Below are 20789 nucleotides of genomic sequence, written 5' to 3' on the forward strand. Positions count from 1 at the left end.
TTCCCCGCATTCTGGGTCCCCTGCCCGGCTTTTGCCCGGGCAGGCTGCCTGACGGGGGCTTACTGCCCGGGCAGCCAGCCGAAACCGACCAGCACACCGGCAGTGAGCACCACCCACAGCAGCGAGAACGGCAGGAAGACCTTCCAGCCCAGACGCATCAGCTGGTCGTAGCGGTAGCGCGGGAACGTGCCACGGATCCAGATGAAGGTGAACAGCAGCAGGAAGATCTTGATCAGGAACCACACCACGCCCGGAATCCAGTTCAGCGGCGCGATGTCGAACGGGGGCAGCCAGCCGCCGAGGAACAGGATGGTGGTCATCCCGCTCATCAGGATCATGTTGGCATACTCGCCCAGGAAGAAGAGCGCGAAGGGCATCGAGGAATACTCGACGTTATAGCCCGACACGAGCTCCGCTTCCGCCTCCGGAAGGTCGAAGGGCAGACGGTTGGTTTCGGCCAGCGCCGAAATGAAGAAGACCACGAACATCGGGAAGAGCGGGATGGCGAACCACACCGTCTCCTGCGCCCGCACGATCTCCGACAGGTTCAGCGACCCGACGCACAGCAGCACCGTGATGATCACGAGGCCGATCGAGACCTCGTAAGACACCATCTGTGCCGCCGAGCGCAGCGCACCGAGGAAGGCGTAGCGCGAGTTCGACGCCCAGCCCGCGACGATGATGCCGTAGACGCCGAGCGACGAGATCGCGAACAGGTAGAGCACGCCGACATTGATGTCGGAGAGCACCCAGCCGTCGTCGAAGGGGATCACCGCCCAGGCGACAAGGCTGAGGATCAGGGTCAGCATCGGCGCGAACAGGAACAGGAACCGGTTCGAGCGCGAGGGGATGATGGTTTCCTTGGTCAGCAGCTTCAGCGCGTCGGCGAAAGGCTGAAGCATGCCGAAGGGGCCGACCACGTTCGGACCGCGGCGCATCTGGATGTAGCCGATCACCCGGCGTTCCATCAGCGTCAGATAGGCGACCGCGATCAGCAGCGGCAGCACGATGGCCAGGATCTGGGCGACGATGATCACCCCGGGCCAGACATATCCGGAAAAGAACTCAGCCATTGGTGCCGGTCGCCTTGTCCTGCTGGAGCGGGTTGCCCGCATAGATCGCGGTGCAGGTCGCCATGGTCTTCGACGCGCGCGAGATCGGGTCGGTCATGTAGTAGTTGGTGACCGGGGACGAGAGCGGCGCCTTGTCCGGTGCGCCGGTCTGACCGAAGGCACCGCCCAGACCCGCCGGCTCGATCCGGTCGATCTTCGCCAGACGGGGCGCGATCGCCGCCATCCGGGCGCGCACGCCCGAGAGGTCGTCGTAAGGCAGCGCCTTGCCCAGCACGCCCGAGAGCGCCCGGAGAATCTTCCAGTCCTCGCGCGCCTCACCCACCGGGAACACCGCGAGATGCGCGCGCTGCGGGCGGCCCTCGAGGTTCACATAGGTGGCGTTCTTCTCGGTATAGGCGGCACCCGGCAGCACCACATCGGCGCGATGGGCGCCGGCGTCGCCGTGATGGCCCTGATAGATGACGAAGGCATCGCCCAGCGCATCGGTCTGGATCTCATCGGCGCCCAGCAGGAACACCGTGTCGATCTCGCCCCGGCCGGCAGCCGCCACGATCTCGCGGGTCGAGAGGCCACCCTCGCCCGGCACCAGACCCAGCTCCATGCCGCCGACGCGGGCAGCCGCGGTCTGCAGGACGTTGAAGCCGTTCCAGCCGTCGCGAACCATGCCGCAGCGCTCGGCAACCTTGCGGGCGGCACCCAGGATGCGGGCACCGTCGGCGCGGGTCAGCGCGCCCATGCCGACCACGATCATCGGCCGCTCGGCATTGCGCAGCACTTCGGCCAGCGGATCGGCGCCAGAGGCAATCGCCTCCAGCCGGGTCGCGTCAGCGCCCAGATCCTCGATCGGCCAGGTCAGCTCCAGCTTCGGCCCGATCGACCAGCCGCGGAACCCGCCCTTGCGCCAGCGCTTGCGGAAGCGGGCGTTGACCAGCGGCGCCTCGCGGCGCGGATCGGTGCCGACCAGCAGCACCGCATCCGCCTGCTCGATGCCGGCGATGGTGCTGTTGAACAGCCAGGTGGAGCGCTGGGTCGGATCCAGCGCCGCGCCGTCCTGGCGGCAGTCGACATGAACCGTGCCGATCACGTCGCGCATCAGATCGCGGAAGGCGGTCATCGACTCGCAATCGACCAGATCGCCGACCAGGCCCGCCACCTTCTTCGGATCCCGGCCCGCCAGACGGGCCCGGATCGCCTCGAAGGCCTCGTCCCAACCGGCGGGGCGCAGGCGGCCGTTTTCGCGGATATAGGGGCGGTCCAGACGCTGGCGCTTCAGCCCGTCATAGGCGAAGCGGCTCTTGTCGCCCAGCCACTCCTCGTTCACATCCTCGTGCAGGCGCGGCAGGATGCGCAGCACCTCGCGGCCGCGGACATCGACGCGGATATTGGCGCCGACCGCGTCGAGCACGTCGATCGATTCGGTCTTCTTCAACTCCCAGGGGCGGGCATTGAAGGCATAGGGCTTGGAGGTCAGCGCGCCCACCGGGCAGAGGTCGATCATGTTGCCCGACAGCTCGGAGCTGAGGGCCTTCTCGACATAGGTGCCGATCTCCATGTGCTCGCCACGGCCGGTCGCGCCCATCTCAGGCACGCCGGCAATCTCGGTGGCGAAGCGCACGCAGCGGGTGCAGTGGATGCAGCGGGTCATCCAGGTCTGGATCAGCGGACCCAGATCCTTGTCCTTCACCGCGCGCTTCTCGTCGTCATAGCGGCTCTGGCCGCGGCCATAGGCCATGGCCTGGTCCTGCAGATCGCACTCGCCGCCCTGGTCGCAGATCGGGCAGTCGAGCGGATGATTGATCAGCAGGAACTCCATCACGCCCTCGCGGGCCTTCTTCACCCGCTCGGTGTTGGTGTGGATCACCATGCCGTCGGCGGCCGGCATGGCGCAGGACGCGATGGGCTTGGGCGCCCGCTCCTGCTCCACCAGACACATACGGCAGTTGCCGGCGATCGACAGACGCTCGTGATAGCAGAAGCGGGGGATCTCGGCGCCGGCCGCTTCGCAGGCCTGAAGCACGGTCGCCCCGGCGGGCACCTCGACTTCGAGGCCGTCGATGGTCAGTTTAGGCATCGGATCCTCCTCAGGCCGCGCGGGCCGCGTCCCGGGCGGCGCTGAGGCGCCGCTCGAGTTCCGGACGGAAGTGACGGATCAGGCCCTGCACCGGCCACGCCGCGGCATCGCCCAGCGCGCAGATGGTGTGGCCTTCGATCTGGTAGGTCACCTGCTCCAGCCGGTCGATCTCGGCGACGGTCGCCTGACCCTTGACCATGCGGTCCATGGTCCGCCAGAGCCAGCCCGTGCCTTCGCGGCACGGCGTGCACTGGCCGCAGCTCTCATGCATGTAGAACTTCGACAGCCGGGCGATGGCGCGCACCACGTCGGTGGACTTGTCCATCACGATCACCGCGGCGGTGCCGAGGCCGGACTTGACCGCACGCAGGCTGTCGAAATCCATCAGCACGTCGTCGCAGATCGACTTGGGCAGCAACGGCACCGAAGAGCCGCCGGGGATAATGGCCAGCAGGTTGTCCCAGCCGCCACGCACGCCACCGGCATGACGTTCAATGAGCTCCTTCAGCGGGATGCCCATCTCTTCTTCGATGTTGCACGGCTTGTTCACGTGGCCGGAGATCGAGAAGATCTTGGTGCCGGTGTTGTTCTCGCGGCCGAGGCCGGCGAACCAGGCGGCACTGCGGCGCAGGATGGTCGGCGCCACCGCGATGCTCTCGACGTTGTTCACCGTGGTCGGGCAACCGTAAAGGCCGGCCATGGCCGGGAACGGCGGCTTCAGGCGCGGCTGGCCCTTCTTGCCTTCCAGGCTCTCGATCAGCGCGGTTTCTTCGCCGCAGATATAGGCGCCGGCACCCAGATGGATGTAGACGTCGAAGTCATAGCCGGTGCCGCAGGCATTCTTGCCGATCAACCCGGCCTCGTAGGCTTCGTCGATCGCGGTCTGCAGCGCCTGGGCCTCGCGGAGGAATTCGCCGCGGATATAGATGTAGGCGGCGATCGCCTTCATCGCAAAACCGGCGATCAGGCAGCCCTCGACCAGCTTGTGCGGGTCGTGGCGCATGATCTCGCGATCCTTGCAGGTGCCGGGCTCGCCTTCGTCGGCGTTCACGACCAGATAGGACGGGCGCGGGTCGTTCTTCGGCATGAAGGACCACTTCACGCCGGTCGGGAAGCCCGCACCGCCACGGCCGCGCAGGCCGCTCGCCTTCATCTCCTGGACGATCCAGTCGGCGCCCTTGGCGATGATGTCCTTCGTACCGTCCCAATCGCCGCGGCGGCGGGCACCAGCCAGACGGAAATCGTCATAGCCGTGGAGATTGGTGAAGATGCGATCCTGATCACGCAGCATCGTTGCCTCCTGCGGTCCCGGGTGCGGCCTGGGTCGCCGACGGCTGCCAGCCCTCGGGCTCCGAGCCCCTGCGGCGGCCGGTCTGCGGACCGGGCTTCGGCGTCTCGCCACGCTTCAGCGCCTCGAGCACCCGCACGGTCAGCTCCGCGTCCAGATCCTCGTAGTAGTCGTCACCGATCTGCATCATCGGCGCATTGGCGCAGGCACCGAGGCATTCCACCTCGGCCAGCGTGAACAGCCCGTCTTCGGTGGTTTCGCCCACCTCGATGCCGAGATGCTTCTTGCACGCGCCCAGCACCTCGTCCGAGCCGCGCAGCCAGCACGGCGTCGTGGTGCAGACCTGGACGTGATGTCGGCCGATCGGCTTCAGATTGTACATGGTGTAGAAGGTCGCGACCTCGTACACCCGGATCGGCGGCATGCCGAGAAGATCGGCAATGTAATCCATGGCCACCCGCGGCAGCCAGCCATCGCCCTGGCGCTGGGCCAGATCGAGCAGCGGCATGACCGCGCTCTGCTGGCGGCCTTCAGGGTATTTCGCGATGATCTTCGCGGCTTGGGCGAGATTCTCTTCCGTGAAGGCGAAGCTCGCAGGTTCGACGTTGGTGTCGCTCACTGGTCCCGGTCCCCTCAACGATCGATCTCGCCGAACACGATGTCCATATTCGCCAGGATGGCGACGGCATCGGCCAGCAGATGGCCCTTCGACATGAAATCCATGGCCGCGATATGAGCGAATCCGGGCGCGCGGATCTTGCAGCGATAGGGCTTGTTGGTGCCGTCCGACACCAGATAGACGCCGAACTCGCCCTTCGGCGCCTCGGTGCCCACATAGACCTCGCCGGCCGGCACCTTGAAGCCTTCGGTGTAGAGCTTGAAGTGATGGATCAGCGCTTCCATCGACCGCTTCATGTCCGCGCGGGCCGGCGGCGCCACCTTGCGGTCCTCGGTCCGGTACGGGCCGTCGGGCATCTGCTCGATGCACTGGCGCACGATCTTGAGCGACTCGCGCACTTCCTTCATGCGGACATTGTAGCGGTCGTAGACGTCGCCGTTGCGACCGACCGGAATGTCGAAGTCCATGCGGTCATAAACGTCATAGGGCTGCGCCTTGCGCAGATCCCAGGGCACGCCCGAGCCGCGCAGCATCGGCCCGGTCAGGCCCCAGTCCAGCGCATCCTCGGCCGAGAGCACACCCACATCCACCGTGCGCTGCTTCCAGATGCGGCTGTGGCTCATCAGGTTTTCGAGGTCGTCAAAGCGCTTCGGGAACTCTTCGGTAAACTTCCAGATCTCGTCCAGAAGCCCGGCCGGCAGCTCCATCGACACACCGCCGGGGCGGAAGTAGTTCGCGTGCAGGCGTGCGCCGCAGACCTTGTCGTAGAAGCCCATGATGATCTCGCGATCCTCGAAGCCCCACAGCAGCGGCGTGGTGGCGCCAAGGTCCATCGCGAAGGTCGTCATGTTTAGCAGGTGGTTGGCGATGCGGGTCAGCTCCGCGAACATGACGCGGATATACTGGCCGCGCAGCGGCACCTCGATCCCTGCCAGCTTCTCAACCGCGAGCACATAGGCGTGCTCCTGATTCATGATCGAGACATAGTCCAGGCGGTCGAAATACGGCAGCGCCTGAAGGTAGGTCTTGTACTCGATGAGCTTCTCGGTGCCGCGATGCAGCAGGCCGACATGCGGATCGGCGCGGGTCACCACCTCGCCGTCCATCTCGAGCACGAGCCGGAGCACACCATGGGCCGCCGGATGCTGCGGCCCGAAGTTGAGCATCATCGGCTTGATGGAAGTTTCGGTCGCCGACATCACTTCGTCCCCTGCTGCGCCTTCTCGTCCCCGGGCAGGACGTATTTCGCACCGTCCCACGGGCTCAGGAAGTCGAACCGGCGGAATTCCTGGGTCAGCTGCACCGGCTCGTAGACCACGCGCTTCTCGGCCTGGTCATAGCGGACCTCGACATAGCCGGTGAGCGGGAAGTCCTTGCGCAGCGGATGCCCCTCGAAGCCGTAATCGGTGAGGATACGACGGAGATCCGGGTGATCGGCGAAGAACACGCCGTAGAGGTCCCAGGTCTCACGCTCGAACCACAGTGCCGAGTTGAACACCGGCACGGCCGACGGGACCGGGGTGTCTTCCGAGGCAGACACGGTCACGCGGATGCGCTGATTGTGCTTGAGGCTGAGCAGGTGATAGACGACGTCGAAGCGCTCTTCACGCTCCGGCCAGTCGACACCGCAGACATCGATCAGCTGCTTGAACAGGCAGTTGCTGTCGTCGCGCAGGAATGTGAGCGTCCGGATGAGCGAGGTCCGGTAGACCCGGACCGTCAGTTCACCCAATGCGACTTTCCAGCCGTCCACTCCGTCGCCGAGTGCTGATGCGACATACGCGCCCAGCTCCCGGAGTGCGTCTTCGTTGACGTTACTCACGGCATCCGCCTTCTCGTGCCTCGACACAAAACCTTGAGCACCGTCCGGTTTTCCGGTCCGGTGCCCGTCGCCGCTGTTTTCCGGCCGCGAACGCTGAAATCAGCGCTCGAGCGTACCGGTGCGACGAATCTTCTTCTGAAGCTGCAGCACGCCGTAGACCAGCGCCTCAGCCGTGGGCGGGCAGCCCGGCACGTAGATGTCGACCGGAACGATCCGGTCGCAGCCGCGGACCACCGAATAGGAGTAGTGATAGTAGCCGCCGCCATTGGCGCAGCTGCCCATCGAAATGACGTATTTCGGCTCCGGCATCTGGTCATAGACCTTGCGGAGCGCGGGCGCCATCTTGTTGGTCAGCGTGCCGGCCACGATCATCACGTCAGACTGGCGCGGGCTCGGCCGGAACAGGAAGCCGAAACGGTCCAGATCGTAGCGGGCGGCGGCGGCATGCATCATTTCCACCGCGCAGCAGGCCAGACCGAACGTCATCGGCCAGAGCGAGCCGGTGCGCGCCCAGGTGACGAGTTCGTTCAGGCGTGCGGTGATGAAGCCGTTTTCCTTCAGCTCGTCAGTCGCAGCCGCGACCACGCGCTCGGCATCGGCGCCGGCCAGGGGGCCGTGCCCCATGGCCCCGGCCGAGGCGGTGCGAGGATCGGTCACTCCCATTCCAGCGCCCCCTTCTTCCACTCGTAGATGAAGCCGATGGTCAGCACGCCCAGGAACAGCATCATGGACCAGAAGCCGAACATGCCGATGTCGCCGAGCGACACCGCCCACGGGAACAGGAAGGCGACTTCAAGGTCGAAGATGATGAACAGGATCGCGACCAGATAGAACCGCACGTCGAACTGACCGCGGCTGTCGTCGAACGCGTCGAAGCCGCATTCGTAAGCCGAGAGCTTCTCGGCTTCCGGCCGCTGGGGCGCGATGAAGTAGGAAGCGATCACGATCACCGCGGAGAGACCGGTCGCGATGCCGAGGAAGATCAGGATCGGCAGGTACTCGGCCAGCAAGGTCTGCATGGGCTAGGCTTCCCTCCTGAGGCGGATGCCGGCCGGTGCGGTCTGACCGTCACGGTCGGAACATCGCCGGCGACGCTGCGGGGCAGACCGGCAGACCGTTCCGGCGGGTGCCATGCTGCATGCGCGAAGAACGCCATACCGCCGGCCACGCCCGATGGTCCGCCACGGGTACCCCCGCGCGGCGGCCTCACTATAGGCGAACGTGCTCGCCAACAAAATCCCCATTTTCAGCCACGAATATGCCCCGGCATCGCAGTGCGGCAAGGCTTGACACGCACGTTGTCACAAGGACTTCCGGCCAAAAACGAACAGGCCCGCACCGACGAAGATCGGGCGGGCCCACGGAGTGCGCATGAACATGCGCGGGTCTTGATGAGGCGGCCCGACCCGAAGGCCGACCGTCCGAAGACGTTTCTGCATGCGTGAGCACGCGGATCATACAATGCTACCGGGACCATCTGACTGGTTCCCGGAAGATCGCTGGCGGGAGTGACGGGACTTGAACCCGCGGCCTCCGGCGTGACAGGCCGGCGCTCTAACCAACTGAGCTACACCCCCTCAGGCGATGCGCGGTGTTTATCCGGTCCCGCCCCCCTCTGTCAACGCCTTTCCGCAAGGGGGGCCGATTTCATGTCACGGCATGCTCACGCCGGTCGAAAAGCCCGCCTGCCGCATCGGGCCACGACGCTTCCCCGGCTTCAGCAAAAAGGTACTCGTCCAGCGGTGCGCCGCGCATGTCCCACCAGTACCGGCTTGCGAAGCCCGACCACTGGGCGGTGATGCGGCCCTCGTCCGTCTTGTACCAGCTGTTGCAGCCGGCGGCCCAGACGGTGCGGTCCAGGGCATCCCTGAGCTTGCGATTATAGCCGGCCATGGCCTCGGGCCGGACATCCATCACCGGCCGGCGTCTCCCCTCGCCCACCAGCCGTTGCAGGCAGCGCACCACGTAATCGGCCTGCACCTCATGCATGAAGATGATCGAGTTGTGTCCAAGGCTGGTATTCGGGCCGAAGAGCATGAAGAAGTTCGGGAAGCCTGCGACCGTCACCCCCCGATGTGCCTCGGCACCTGCAGACCATGCATCGTGGAGGTCGATCCCGCCCCGGCCGGCAATGCGCATCGGCACCAGAAACTCGGTCGTCCGGAAGCCGGTGGCCCAGATCAGAACATCGAGCGCATGACGGCCGCCCTCCTCGGTCTCCACGGCTTCCGGCGTGATCCGGGTGATGCGGCGGGCGACGACGTCGACATCGGGACGCGCCAGGGTGTCATACCAGTCGTTGGACAGCACGATCCGCTTGCAGCCCGCGGGATAATCCGGCGTCAGACACCGGCGCAGCACCGGATCAGCCACCTTGCGGGCCAGCGTCGCCAGAGCCTGACGTTCGAACCGGCGGCGCGCGAAGCCGTTGCGACCGAATACGAGAAAGTTCTTCTCCAGCGACAGGAAGATGCCGAGGCGATGGAGCCGCAAGGCTGCCGGACGTCGGCGAAACCGCGCGATTTCGGCCGCTGTATAAGCGCGGTCCGGCTTGGGCGCGATCCAGGCGGGGCTGCGCTGAAACACAGTCAGATGCCTGGCGACCGGCGCGATCTCGGGCACCAGCTGCACGGCACTGGAGCCATTGCCGACCACGCCGACACGCCGCCCCTTGAGATCGACCTCGCCCGGCCAGCAGGCCGAGTGGAATTGCAGCCCGGCAAAGCTGTCGCGACCCGGAATATCGGGCACGGCCGGGCGGTCCAGCTGGCCCACCGCCGAGATGAGCACCTCCGCCTCCATCCGGCCGCCACCGACCAGATCGATGGTCCAGAGACCACGCTGATCGTCGAAGGCAGCGGCTTCGACCGCCGTTCCGAAACGGATCAGCGGCCGCAGACCGAAGCGATCGGCCGTCTCTTCCATATAGGCCAGAATCTCGGGCTGGCGCGCATAGGTGCGGCTCCAGTCCGGTTTCAGGGCGAAGGAGAAGGAATAGAGGTGGGAGGGCACATCACAGCCGGCCCCCGGATAGGTGTTCTGGCGCCAGGTGCCCCCCAGCGCCTCCCCCTTCTCAAGGATCGTGACGGCCTGAAAACCCGCCTGACGCAGGCGGATGGCCATACACAATCCGCCGAAGCCCGCGCCGATAATGACAACGCGCAGACCGCGCGTCCGCGACGTCACCGTCCGGTCGTTCATATCCGCTCTCCCCGTCAGCGGCAGAAGCGGCCGGCCCGGCGATCATGATCCGTCGCCATGTGCAATCGGGCCGCTCTTCACCCACTATATGAAATTCAGGATACGGATTAAACGTTTTAGTTGATGAACCCGGTGTAGATTTGCCGGAAGCTTGAACGTCCGGCGGATATTGGTGGGCGATGAGGGGCTCGAACCCCCGACCTTCTCGGTGTAAGCGAGACGCTCTGACCAACTGAGCTAATCGCCCGGCGTACGGCGCCGCAGATTCTCCACCAGTGAACGACGGCCGTCCGCCCCTTCAGGTGGAGCGAACGGCCGCGTCTGATCATCTGCGGTGCCACGAACCGCATCGCGGCGCCAGAGGGTCGATCCGATCCTGCGGACCTTGTGGCGCCGCCGGCGTCCGGCGTCGTGAGGGACGGCGCCGTACGCGCAGAAATTCGATGAGGTGCCAGCCTTGCATTCGGCCCGGGCCTGGCATGGCCCTGAACGGCGCATCTATGTGTTTTTGGGCGGGTCCAGCCGCCGGGTGGTCCATGGAACAGTCCGGGCAGGATCAGCCGTTCACGGCGTCCTTCAGCCCCTTGCCGGCACGGAACTTCGGCTGCTTCGACGCCGGAATGGTGATCGCTTCACCGGTCCGCGGGTTGCGGCCTTCGCTGGCGGCGCGGGTCGCGACATTGAACGTGCCGAAGCCGACCAGGCGCACCTCGTCATCCGCAGCCAGCGCCGCAGTGATGGCATCGAACACGCCGTCGACGGCCCGGGCCGCGTCGGTCTTGGACAGCCCGGTGCTGTCGGCCACGCGCGCAACGAGATCGTTCTTGTTCACTTCTGAGGCTCCCCTTCTTGGAGTGGCGGTTCGAAAATCACACCTCGGTGATACGTCGACCAGGGGGGAGTGTAAATCCCCCGGCAGAAGCGCGTCAATCGGCCAGCCCGTCGAAAACCGCACAAATCCGCCAAAAAACAGCCCTCGCACCGCTATCGGCGCGAGGGCTTCCCGTTCTCTTCAACCAAAAGTACACGCCCTGTCCGGCAGGCGCTCAGTGCGCCCGCGCACCCGGCGCTTCGCCCTGGTCCGAGGCCTCGTCGCGGCTGCTGTCGGCCGCCTTGTCGTCGGTCCGCTCCGGCCACTCGATCGGCGTCAGGGGCTTCAGAAGGGCATGGGCCAGAACATCATCGACATGCGAGACCGGGATGATGGTCAGCCCCTTCTTCACATTGGCCGGGATATCCGCCAGATCCTTCTCGTTGTCCCGCGGGATCAGCACGGTCTTGATGCCGCCATGCAGGGCCGCCAGCAGTTTCTCCTTCAGGCCGCCGATCGGCAGCACGCGACCGCGCAGCGTAACCTCGCCGGTCATGGCGACACTGCGGTTCACCGGAATGCCGGTCAGCACCGAGACGATCGAGGTCACCATTGCGATACCGGCCGACGGACCGTCCTTCGGCGTCGCGCCCTCGGGCACGTGGATATGGATGTCGGCCTGCTCGAACACCGTCGGCCGGATGCCATAGTCCACCGCGCGCGAGCGGACATAGGACCGCGCCGCCTGGATGCTTTCCTGCATGACCTCGCCGAGCTTGCCGGTGATGGTGACTTTGCCCTTGCCGGGCATCTTCACCGCCTCGATGGTCAGCAGGTCGCCGCCGACCTCGGTCCAGGCAAGGCCGGTCACGGCGCCCACCATGTCCTCGAGCTCCGCCTCGCCGAACTTGAACCGCCGCACGCCCGCGTATTTGTCGAGGTTGGCCGAGGTGATGGACACCTGCTTACGGGTGCCCATCACCAGCTCCTTGACCGCCTTGCGCGCCAGACCGGCGATCTCGCGTTCCAGGCTGCGCACGCCGGCTTCACGGGTGTAATAGCGGATCAGATCGCGGATCGCGCCGTCGGAGATCGAGAACTCGCCCTCCTTCAGCCCCTGGGCCTTGACCTGCTTGGAGATCAGGTGGCGCCGGGTGATCTCGACCTTCTCGTCCTCGGTGTAGCCCGAGATGCGGATGATCTCCATGCGGTCGAGCAGCGGCTGCGGCATACGCAGGCTGTTGGCCGTGCAGATGAACATCACATCCGACAGGTCGTAATCGACCTCCAGATAGTGGTCGGCGAAGGTACCGTTCTGCTCGGGGTCCAGCACCTCGAGCAGGGCCGAGGACGGGTCGCCGCGGAAGTCGGCGCCGAGCTTGTCGATCTCGTCGAGCATGAACAGCGGGTTGGTCTTGCCCGCCTTCTTCATCGACTGGATGATCTTGCCCGGCAGCGAGCCGATATAGGTCCGGCGATGACCGCGGATCTCGGCCTCGTCCCGCACGCCGCCCAGGCTGACGCGCACGAATTCGCGGCCGGTCGCCCGGGCGATCGACTTGCCGAGCGAGGTTTTGCCGACACCCGGAGGGCCGACGAAGCACAGGATCGGGCCCTTGAGCTTGGCGACGCGCATCTGCACGGCCAGATGCTCGATGATCCGTTCCTTGACCTTCTCAAGGCCGTAATGATCCTGGTTCAGGACCTCTTCGGCCCATTTCAGGTCCTTCTTGACCTTGGAGCGGGTCTTCCACGGCAGGCCGGTCAGCCAGTCGAGATAGTTGCGCACCACGGTCGCCTCGGCCGACATCGGGCTCATGGTCTTGAGCTTCTTCAGCTCGGCCATGGCCTTGTCATGGGCCTCCTTGGGCATGCGCGCCTTGCGGATGCGCTCCTCGATTTCGGCGCTCTCGTCGCGGCCGTCCTCGCCCTCGCCCAGCTCCTTCTGGATCGCCTTCAGCTGCTCGTTGAGATAGTACTCGCGCTGAGTCTTCTCCATCTGGCGCTTGACGCGCGACCGGATGCGCTTCTCGACCTGCAGGACCTCGATCTCGCCCTCGATATGGGCATAGATCCGCTCCAGCCGCTCGACCACGGTCGGGGTCTCGAGCAGTTCCTGCTTCTCCGCCACCTTGAGCGACAGATGCGAGGCGATGGTGTCGGCGAGCTTCGCCGGCTCCTCGATCTGGTTCAGGGTGACCAGAACCTCGGGCGGGATCTTCTTGTTGAGCTTCACATACTGCTCGAACTCGGCCACGACCGAGCGCGACAGCGCCTCGACCTCGCGGCCGGCATCCTCGCCCTCGGCGATCGCCTGGGCTTCCGCCTGGAAATAGTCGCCGTCCGAGATGAGGCGGTCGACCCGCGCGCGGCTGGCGCCTTCGATCAGCACCTTGACGGTGCCGTCGGGCAGCTTCAGCAGCTGCAGCACGGTGCCGATGGTGCCGACCATGTAGATGTCGTCGGCGCCCGGATCCTCCTGGGCGGCATCCTTCTGCGCCAGCAGCAGGATCTGCTTGTCGCTGCGCATCACCTCCTCGAGCGCGCGCACCGACTTCTCGCGGCCGACGAAAAGCGGCACGATCATATGCGGAAAGACGACGATGTCGCGCAGCGGCAGGACCGGGTAGGTGTGCGTGCGATGAGTTTCGGTCATGGCCAGTCTCGCATTTATCGGAATCGGCACGGCGTCGGACACGCGGCCCCGGAAGGCCGACATGGCGCCTCGACGTCACATCGGCCCGATTCCTGTTGAGGCCGCGCACACGCGCCCACCGGATGCCGGCCACGCCGCCTCGTGCAGAGGCCGGCGATGGCCGGGGCATCACAGCCGGCACGGGTCAGACCGTGCCGCGGCCGAACTGTCGCAGGGATCAGGAAGCGTTGCCGCCCACGTCGCCCCGCCGGTCCGCATAGATATGGAGAGGCTTGGCCCGGCCTTCAACGACCTCCCGATTGACGACGATCTCTTCGACCCCGTCGAGGTCGGGCAGATCGAACATCGTGTCGAGCAGGATCTCTTCCATGATGGCGCGCAGGCCGCGCGCGCCGGTCTTGCGCTCGATCGCGCGCTCGGCGATGGCACCCAGCGCGTCGTCGGAGAAGGTCAGATGCACGTTCTCCAGCTCGAAGAGACGCTGATACTGCTTCAGCAGCGCGTTCTTGGGCTTGGTGAGGATCTGGACCAGTGCGTCGCGGTCCAGGTCGTGCAGCGTGGCGATCACCGGCAGACGGCCGACGAATTCGGGGATCAGGCCGAACTTCAGCAGATCCTCGGGCTCGACCTGGCGCAGCACGTCGCCCGAGCGGCGGGTTTCCACCGGCTCGACATTCGCACCGAAGCCGATCGAGGTCTTGCGGCCGCGATCATTGATGATCCGGTCGAGGCCGACGAACGCCCCGCCCACGATGAACAGGATGTTGGTCGTATCGACCTGCAGGAACTCCTGCTGCGGATGCTTACGCCCGCCCTGCGGCGGCACGGAGGCGACGGTGCCTTCCATGATCTTCAGCAGCGCCTGCTGGACGCCCTCGCCCGACACATCGCGGGTGATCGACGGGTTGTCGGATTTGCGGCTGATCTTGTCGACCTCGTCGATATAGACGATGCCGCGCTGCGCCCGCTCGACATTGTAATCGGCGGCCTGAAGCAGCTTCAGGATGATGTTCTCGACGTCCTCGCCGACATAGCCGGCTTCGGTCAGCGTGGTCGCGTCCGACATGGTGAACGGCACGTCGAGGATGCGGGCCAGGGTCTGGGCCAGCAGCGTCTTGCCGCAACCGGTCGGGCCGATCAGCAGGATGTTGGACTTGGCGAGTTCGACCTCGGCACCCTTGCCGCCCTGGTTCAGACGCTTGTAGTGATTGTACACCGCGACCGAGAGGATCCGCTTCGCCTGCTCCTGGCCGATCACATAATCGTCCAGGACGTTGAAGATGTCCTTCGGGGTCGGTCCGCGATCACGCGTCTTGACCAGCGAGGTCTTGCTCTCCTCGCGGATGATGTCCATGCAGAGCTCTACACACTCGTCGCAGATGAACACCGTTGGACCGGCGATCAGCTTCCGCACCTCGTGCTGGCTCTTGCCGCAGAACGAGCAATAAAGTGTGTTCTTGCCGTCGCCGCCGCTGGACTTGGTCATCGTGTCTCCACTCGTTGGCTCTGCCCGGCGCCCATGTTAGCCGCCGGTCGCGCCCGGGCACAAACCCTAAAAAGCGGCAGACCGACGATGAACCGTCCTGGCTTCGGGAACGCGCCCCGGGTCGTCTGCCGGTGCGGGGGTCCGGACCGGGAGACCGCAACATCTTCAGCATGCCGCGGTCAATGGAAATGTAATGCGCAGCTCGCGCTTGCCAAAGGGGGAAAAATCATCGGGCGATGCTTCCAGCCCCCACCCCGGACATGAAGAACCCGCCATCGCGTGCGCGCGGTGGCGGGTTGCATGTGGCGGAACGCCCCGACGTCATGTGGCGGAACGCCCCATCGGCAGCCGTTCCGGCCGGATGCCGCGCGGACGGACGATCACGCGCGACATCGACCGGTCGGCCGTCGGTCAGGAGGCGGTATCCTCGGCCTTCGGCCGCTGGGCCACGACCGTGTCGATCAGGCCGAAGGCCTTGGCCTCTTCGGGCGACATGAAGTTGTCGCGCTCCATGGCCCGCTCGACTTCCTCCAGCGGGCGGCCGGTGTGCTGAACGTAAATCTCGTTCAGCCGGGCACGCAGCTTCAGGATTTCACGGGCATGGATCTCGATGTCGGTCGCCTGGCCACGGAACCCGCCCGAGGGCTGATGGACCATGATCCGGGCGTTGGGCAGCGCGAAGCGCTTGCCCGGCGCGCCGCCGGCCAGCAGCAGCGAGCCCATCGATGCCGCCTGGCCGATGCACAGGGTCTGCACGTCGCAGCGGATGTACTGCATCGTGTCGTAGATCGCGAGGCCCGAGGTCACCACGCCGCCCGGCGAGTTGATGTAGAAGGAAATATCCTTCTTCGGGTTCTCGCTCTCCAGGAAGAGCAGCTGGGCGGTGATGAGGCTCGAAACATTGTCCTCGACTGGCCCGGTCAGAAAGATGATGCGCTCTTTCAGAAGACGCGAATAGATGTCATAGGCGCGCTCGCCCCGGTTGGTCTGCTCGACCACCATCGGCACCAGCGAATTCATGTAGGTATCGAGCATGTCGCTCATGCGCTTTCCGCTCCCCTCGACTGACATCACCGATCTTCACAAAGCCCCTGCCGGGCGCTTGAGACGTCACGACCGCCCTCGGGCTACGGGGGCGGTCGCGGACGGTCTCTCGGCAGGGCGGCGGATCAGGCCTCGGACTTGTCCGACGCCTCTCCGGCCTCACCGTCCTCGTCGGGATCCTTCATCAGATCCTCGGCGCTGACGACCTTCTCTTCGACCTTCGCCTGGGCGAGGATATGGTCGACGACCTTGTCCTCGAAGATCGGCGCCCGGAGCGCACGCAGCGCATCCGGATTCTTCTGGTAATACTCGATCACCCGCGCTTCCTGACCGGGGAAGCGGCGCGCCTGCTCGATCAGGGCGCGGTTGACCTCTTCGTCCGCCACCTGAACATCGTTCACGCGACCGACTTCTGCAAGGACCAGACCCAGACGAACCCGACGCAGGGCGATCGCACGATACTCCTCGCGGACCTCGTCCTCGGTCTTTTCCATGCTCTCGAAGGTCTGGCCGGTGCGGGCCATCTCGTCGGTCAGCTGCTTCCAGATGCCTTCGAATTCGGCCTCGAGCATGCCGGCGGGCACCTCGAATTCGTAGCGGCCGGCGAGCGCATCCAGCAGCGCACGCTTCAGCTTCTGGCGCGAGATCTGGTCGTAACGGCCGCGGAAGTCGTCGCGGATCGCCGCCTTCAGCGCATCCAGGTTGTCGAGGCCCAGCTTCTCGGCCAGGGCATCGTCGATACCGGCGGTCTTGGGCGCCTGGACTTCCTTGACGGTGGTCTCGAAGACGGCGGCCTTGCCGGCCAGGTGCTCCGCCCCATAGTCCTCGGGGAAGGAGACCTCGACCTTGCGCTCCTCGCCGGCCTTGGCGCCGAGCAGCTGATCCTCGAAGCCCGGGATGAAGGTGCCCGAACCCAGAGCCAGCGCATAGCCTTCGGCCTCGCCACCCTGGAAAGCCTCGCCGTCGACGAAGCCCTTGAAGTCGATGACCACCTGGTCGCCGTTCTCGGCGGCGCGATCCTCGACGGTCTCGAACTCACGATTGGCGGCGGCAATGCGCTCCAGCGCCTCGTCGACTTCCTTCTCGTCGACCTCGGCCGCCTCGCGGACCAGTTCGACATCCGAGAAATCGCCCAGCTCGAATTCCGGCATGATCTCGACGACCATGCTGTATTCAAGATCCTGGCCCTCGTCGAAGGCCGTGATCTCGATCTTCGGCTGGGTGGCCGGACGCAGATTGTTCTGGTCCAGCACGTTGCGCGAGGTCTCGTTCACCGCCTCTTCCAGCACCTCGCCCATCACCGAGGAGCCGTAGCGCTGCTTCACGACCTTGGCCGGGATCTTACCGGGACGGAAGCCGGGCATCTTGATCGTGGCCGCGATCTGGGCGATGCGGGCGTCGATCTTCTCGTCGATCGAAGCGGCCGGCACGACGACCTTGTATTCGCGCTTGAGCCCTTCGGCGTTGGTCTCGGTGATCTGCATCAAAACGGTCTCACAGGGTCGGTTGACTGCGGCAGCACCCGGTGCGTCGCGGGGAAGGAGGCGCATCCCGGGCCGGCCGGGATCGCCTCCGGACGAAACGCCGGGTGCGCGAAGAGGCGTGATCGCGGGCAGCACTGCACCACGACACGGGCGGCAGCCATGTGGCACGAAATCACCCGGTTACGCAAGTCCAATACGCTGCGAAAACCGGCGCCCGGCGGGATCATTCCCGCGGGGCGCCGCACGTCGGTTCAGGTGAAGGCATGGAGCGTGTAAGAGATGCCTGCGCTGTTCCAGCCGCCCTTGACGGTGATCTCCTTACCCGAGATCTCGACCTGATCATAACCGGCAGGCGAGATCGCCGAGACAGACATCGTGCGCCCGCGATCGCTTCCGGTCACAGCGACGACGGCCACGAATGCGGGCTCAAAGGTGAGGGACACCGTCTTCGACGTCTCTCCGTCACCATCATAGGCTGCCACCTGGCGGCTCGCACTTCCGACGACCTGATTCCAGTTCGCTGCCGGCTGTTGCGCGTCCATATATGCGGGGAGAAGGTTGTCCCGGACGACAAGACCGGCGGCAGCTGCCGTGCTGGTCGCGAAACCGATCAGCGGCTCGTTCCGCGCCATCGGCGCATTGTCGACCGAGTTCTCCGAGACGATGAGACCGGTCACAGGGCCATTGACCCGGACCACGTAGCGCGATGGTGGCGTGGGATCGCTCTCGGTGTCGTTGTTGCTCAGGCAGACATCCTTCATGACATTACCCCGGAACAGGATGTTCCGGCAGGTTCCGCTCAGGGAGAGCACATCCCGCACGACACGCTTGAAGTGGTTGCCCTCGATCGAGACGTTGCTCACGCCGGAGAGCAGCACGCCGCCGAGGATCTCGCGGGTATCGCCGGTCCCGGCCTCGGGCGTGCCGGCCGCGTTGTCCGTCATGCCGTAGAAGACGTTGCCGCCGATCCGGATGTTGTCACCGCCCGATATCGCGAACAGGAAGTTCGGAGCGATCGAGTGGATCAGCAGATTGTCGGTGAAGAGCGACTCGTTCGCCGCACCCTCGAAGATCCGGCAATTGGTGTCGATATAGTTCCCCGAGAACTGGATCCCGTGAATACGCGAGGCGTTCCAGCCGATATTGCGCACGAGATAGCCGCCCGAACCCGCGTGAAAGCGGTTGTCGCGGATCATATAGGCCCGCATGCCCCCGGCCAGCTTGTTGTCGAAGTTGGGCCCGGGGTTGAAACGCGAGGGATCCAGCGGGTCGGCATCCGGCTCCTGTTCATCCGGCCAGTCGAGCTCGATCCCATGTGTGAACGAAACCAGATTGCACTGGGTGACGTTCAGCCCCCGGCCCTTGATCCGGATCAGCGTATTGGCCCGGCCGAGCACGCATGAAGTGATCTTGAGATCGACATCGCCGTTGTTCTTGCCGTCGGGCGTCACCAGATAGTCTTCCTCGGCGAAGATGACCACCGTGCCGCTTTCGTTCTGGTCGCGACCGATCATCACGAAGTTCTCGAGATTGACCGAATGTGCCCGAACATTCATCACGATAGCGGCCGTGCTGGTCGACGCCATCTGGATCGACGCCCGTGAAGTCGTCCCCGGCCCCGTCAGGCCGAAGATGCGCTGGCCACGGGTAATCACGTCCACGGTATCGGTTACCAGATAGCGCGACACCAGCGCCACATCGCGGCCGCTGTTCAGGGCCGCCTGGACAGCGGCCGTATCATCGGCACTGCCGTTGCCCACCGCCCCGAAATCCTCGGGCGTCACGTATTCAGCAAGCTTGCTCGTCAGAGTCCGGGAGACTCCACCGAGATAAGGGGCGAGGTAAGTCACGTCATCCGAGGAGGTCGGCATTTTCCGTCTCCGTGCATCTACTGGAAAACAACGAATGCAACCGCATTCATCACCAGAGATATCGCAAAACATGCGGAGACGTGCTCATAGTGGTGCTGCAACAACGCGGCACTTCTCGAGCCTTGACATCAGATCCTGCCTATTTGCGCACCACCATCCGGCGGACGGTATCGACGACCGGCTTTTCGATCACCAGACGAAAAAAGACCGATCCGACGAGTGACAGCACAGCTGCCGCCGCCAGGAACAGAGTCCCGCCAATCGACCCGTCGGCGGCGGCCGGGGGCCAGATCGCCCGCACTGCGCCGATCGCAAAATAATGGCACAGATAAAGGGCATAGGAGGCATCACCCAGAACGCGAAGCCATCCGATCCGCCGGACATGCCCGCCCTTCTCCAGCATCACCGCCGCCAGCAGGATGACCGCTGCGGGAACCCCGGCGGTCAGCCACCGCCAGAGGTCATAGGTCGTCTGCGGGGCCGGTGTCATGAAAAGAGCAACCGATCCGGCCGTCAGCAGGATCAGACCCGCCGGACGCGACAGCCGCATCCGGCCGAGGAAGGCGACCGCGACCGCCATCCCCAGCACGAAGTCGACCAGGATCGGCGAGGTCCAGACCCGAAATGCCGCCACGCCGGGACGAAAGATCAGACCCGCCGCCACCAACCCGGCCACGATGGTGACCATCGCCGCGACGCGGCGGGAGGGCAGCACGGCCAGCACCAGAGCGAACAGCAGATAGAATTCAAGTTCGAGGTTCAGCGACCAGCCGAGCTGGAACAGCGGCAAGGCCGTGCCCGTCTCCGGATGCGTCCAGGGCAGGAATGCGAAGGATGCCGCCACATGGGCGGCGTCCAGCCCCATCGTGTGGAAGATCGACGGTGCCAGGATCGCGAGCGCCAGCACCGCCGCGGTCACGATCCAGTAAGGCGGGGCGACCCGCGTCAGCCGCCGCAGGAAGAAATCGCCCGGCCGCACATCGTCCCGCGCCGTCATGCAGGTCATGACGAAGCCGCTGATCACGAAGAACAGGTCGACGCCCTTCTGCCCGTCCAGAAAGACGGGCAGACCTCTGCCCTGCAGGTGTACGACATAGCTGTGACTGGCATGGAGCAACACGACCATCATGGCTGCCGCGATGCGCAGATACTGGACATGAAAGATGGTCGGCAGGCTGGTCATATCCGGATGCCCGGGGCGCGCCCGAAGACTGAAATCAGGGAAAGGATGGTGCGGGCGGTGGGACTCGAACCCACACACCTTCCGGCACGAGAACCTAAATCTCGCGCGTCTGCCAATTCCGCCACGCCCGCGAACCGGCGGTGGATATAGCACGCCGGCCCGCGGAGTTGCCAGTGGTCA

The 20789-nt window shown here is 65.2% G+C and carries 16 protein-coding genes and 3 tRNA genes; all 19 read right to left on the reverse strand.

Annotated elements, in window-relative coordinates; all coding sequences use genetic code 11:
* Nucleotides 1–59: 59 nt before the first annotated feature.
* Nucleotides 60–1073, reverse strand: coding sequence for an NADH-quinone oxidoreductase subunit NuoH (gene nuoH / locus WI697_RS15605; protein WP_014745487.1), 1014 nt, complete (start codon nt 1071–1073; stop codon nt 60–62).
* Nucleotides 1066–3144, reverse strand: coding sequence for an NADH-quinone oxidoreductase subunit NuoG (nuoG, locus tag WI697_RS15610; protein WP_345959078.1), 2079 nt, complete (start codon nt 3142–3144; stop codon nt 1066–1068). The genes nuoH and nuoG overlap by 8 nt, the downstream gene beginning before the upstream one ends.
* A gap of 10 nt (nt 3145–3154) precedes the next feature.
* Complete coding sequence (nuoF, locus tag WI697_RS15615) at nt 3155–4435, reverse strand: NADH-quinone oxidoreductase subunit NuoF (protein ID WP_062761418.1); 1281 nt, start codon at nt 4433–4435, stop codon at nt 3155–3157.
* Nucleotides 4425–5051 (reverse strand): NADH-quinone oxidoreductase subunit NuoE, encoded by a 627-nt coding sequence (gene nuoE, locus WI697_RS15620; RefSeq protein WP_014745490.1) that lies wholly within the window; start codon nt 5049–5051, stop codon nt 4425–4427. The genes nuoF and nuoE overlap by 11 nt, the downstream gene beginning before the upstream one ends.
* 14 nt (nt 5052–5065) lie before the next feature.
* Complete coding sequence (locus WI697_RS15625) at nt 5066–6250, reverse strand: NADH-quinone oxidoreductase subunit D (protein ID WP_041604900.1); 1185 nt, start codon at nt 6248–6250, stop codon at nt 5066–5068.
* Nucleotides 6250–6873 (reverse strand): NADH-quinone oxidoreductase subunit C, encoded by a 624-nt coding sequence (locus tag WI697_RS15630; RefSeq protein ID WP_041605923.1) that lies wholly within the window; start codon nt 6871–6873, stop codon nt 6250–6252. Before WI697_RS15630 ends, WI697_RS15625 begins: the two co-directional genes overlap by 1 nt.
* A 99-nt stretch (nt 6874–6972) precedes the next feature.
* The gene (locus WI697_RS15635) at nt 6973–7497 is read right to left on the reverse strand and encodes a NuoB/complex I 20 kDa subunit family protein (RefSeq protein ID WP_086015164.1); all 525 of its coding nucleotides are present in this window, start codon (nt 7495–7497) and stop codon (nt 6973–6975) included.
* Nucleotides 7498–7526: 29 nt separating this feature from the next.
* On the reverse strand, nt 7527–7892 hold the full coding sequence (locus WI697_RS15640; protein WP_062761420.1) for an NADH-quinone oxidoreductase subunit A: 366 nt from the start codon (nt 7890–7892) through the stop codon (nt 7527–7529).
* 481 nt (nt 7893–8373) lie between these two features.
* Nucleotides 8374–8450, reverse strand: a tRNA-Asp gene (locus tag WI697_RS15645).
* A gap of 70 nt (nt 8451–8520) precedes the next feature.
* Nucleotides 8521–10074, reverse strand: a complete 1554-nt coding sequence (locus WI697_RS15650) for a flavin-containing monooxygenase (protein WP_345959079.1) — start codon at nt 10072–10074, stop codon at nt 8521–8523.
* Nucleotides 10075–10244: 170 nt separating this feature from the next.
* Nucleotides 10245–10321, reverse strand: a tRNA-Val gene (locus WI697_RS15655).
* Nucleotides 10322–10630: 309 nt separating this feature from the next.
* A complete protein-coding gene (locus tag WI697_RS15660) occupies nt 10631–10906 on the reverse strand; it encodes an HU family DNA-binding protein (protein ID WP_014745496.1) in 276 nt (91 codons plus the stop codon).
* Nucleotides 10907–11120: 214 nt separating this feature from the next.
* The gene (lon, locus tag WI697_RS15665) at nt 11121–13541 is read right to left on the reverse strand and encodes an endopeptidase La (RefSeq protein WP_062761132.1); all 2421 of its coding nucleotides are present in this window, start codon (nt 13539–13541) and stop codon (nt 11121–11123) included.
* Nucleotides 13542–13758: 217 nt separating this feature from the next.
* Nucleotides 13759–15027, reverse strand: a complete 1269-nt coding sequence (gene clpX, locus WI697_RS15670) for an ATP-dependent Clp protease ATP-binding subunit ClpX (protein WP_014745498.1) — start codon at nt 15025–15027, stop codon at nt 13759–13761.
* A gap of 411 nt (nt 15028–15438) precedes the next feature.
* Nucleotides 15439–16071 (reverse strand): ATP-dependent Clp endopeptidase proteolytic subunit ClpP, encoded by a 633-nt coding sequence (gene clpP, locus WI697_RS15675; protein ID WP_014745499.1) that lies wholly within the window; start codon nt 16069–16071, stop codon nt 15439–15441.
* 125 nt (nt 16072–16196) lie between these two features.
* Nucleotides 16197–17555, reverse strand: a complete 1359-nt coding sequence (tig, locus tag WI697_RS15680; RefSeq protein WP_062761124.1) for a trigger factor — start codon at nt 17553–17555, stop codon at nt 16197–16199.
* 251 nt (nt 17556–17806) lie between these two features.
* Nucleotides 17807–19426 (reverse strand): hypothetical protein, encoded by a 1620-nt coding sequence (locus WI697_RS15685; RefSeq protein ID WP_345959080.1) that lies wholly within the window; start codon nt 19424–19426, stop codon nt 17807–17809.
* Between the two features lie 139 nt (nt 19427–19565).
* Nucleotides 19566–20609 carry an acyltransferase family protein gene (locus tag WI697_RS15690; RefSeq protein ID WP_345959081.1) on the reverse strand — a complete coding sequence of 348 codons (1044 nt, stop codon included), beginning with the start codon at nt 20607–20609 and terminating at the stop codon, nt 19566–19568.
* Between the two features lie 46 nt (nt 20610–20655).
* A tRNA-Leu gene (locus WI697_RS15695) sits at nt 20656–20740 on the reverse strand.
* Nucleotides 20741–20789: the final 49 nt, after the last annotated feature.

The sequence above is a fragment of the Tistrella mobilis genome (assembly GCF_039634785.1).
Taxonomy (GTDB): domain Bacteria; phylum Pseudomonadota; class Alphaproteobacteria; order Tistrellales; family Tistrellaceae; genus Tistrella; species Tistrella mobilis.

Bases quoted from the DNA above. Each gene is read 5' to 3' on its own strand.
- tig (WP_062761124.1), bottom strand. From the start codon at position 17,555: ATGCAGATCACCGAGACCAACGCCGAAGGGCTCAAGCGCGAATACAAG.
- WI697_RS15650 (WP_345959079.1), bottom strand. From the start codon at position 10,074: ATGAACGACCGGACGGTGACGTCGCGGACGCGCGGTCTGCGCGTTGTC.
- nuoH (WP_014745487.1), bottom strand. From the start codon at position 1,073: ATGGCTGAGTTCTTTTCCGGATATGTCTGGCCCGGGGTGATCATCGTC.
- nuoF (WP_062761418.1), bottom strand. From the start codon at position 4,435: ATGCTGCGTGATCAGGATCGCATCTTCACCAATCTCCACGGCTATGAC.
- clpP (WP_014745499.1), bottom strand. From the start codon at position 16,071: ATGAGCGACATGCTCGATACCTACATGAATTCGCTGGTGCCGATGGTG.
- WI697_RS15690 (WP_345959081.1), bottom strand. From the start codon at position 20,609: ATGACCAGCCTGCCGACCATCTTTCATGTCCAGTATCTGCGCATCGCG.
- nuoG (WP_345959078.1), bottom strand. From the start codon at position 3,144: ATGCCTAAACTGACCATCGACGGCCTCGAAGTCGAGGTGCCCGCCGGG.
- WI697_RS15625 (WP_041604900.1), bottom strand. From the start codon at position 6,250: ATGTCGGCGACCGAAACTTCCATCAAGCCGATGATGCTCAACTTCGGG.
- lon (WP_062761132.1), bottom strand. From the start codon at position 13,541: ATGACCGAAACTCATCGCACGCACACCTACCCGGTCCTGCCGCTGCGC.
- clpX (WP_014745498.1), bottom strand. From the start codon at position 15,027: ATGACCAAGTCCAGCGGCGGCGACGGCAAGAACACACTTTATTGCTCG.
- WI697_RS15635 (WP_086015164.1), bottom strand. From the start codon at position 7,497: ATGGGGCACGGCCCCCTGGCCGGCGCCGATGCCGAGCGCGTGGTCGCG.
- WI697_RS15685 (WP_345959080.1), bottom strand. From the start codon at position 19,426: ATGCCGACCTCCTCGGATGACGTGACTTACCTCGCCCCTTATCTCGGT.
- WI697_RS15640 (WP_062761420.1), bottom strand. From the start codon at position 7,892: ATGCAGACCTTGCTGGCCGAGTACCTGCCGATCCTGATCTTCCTCGGC.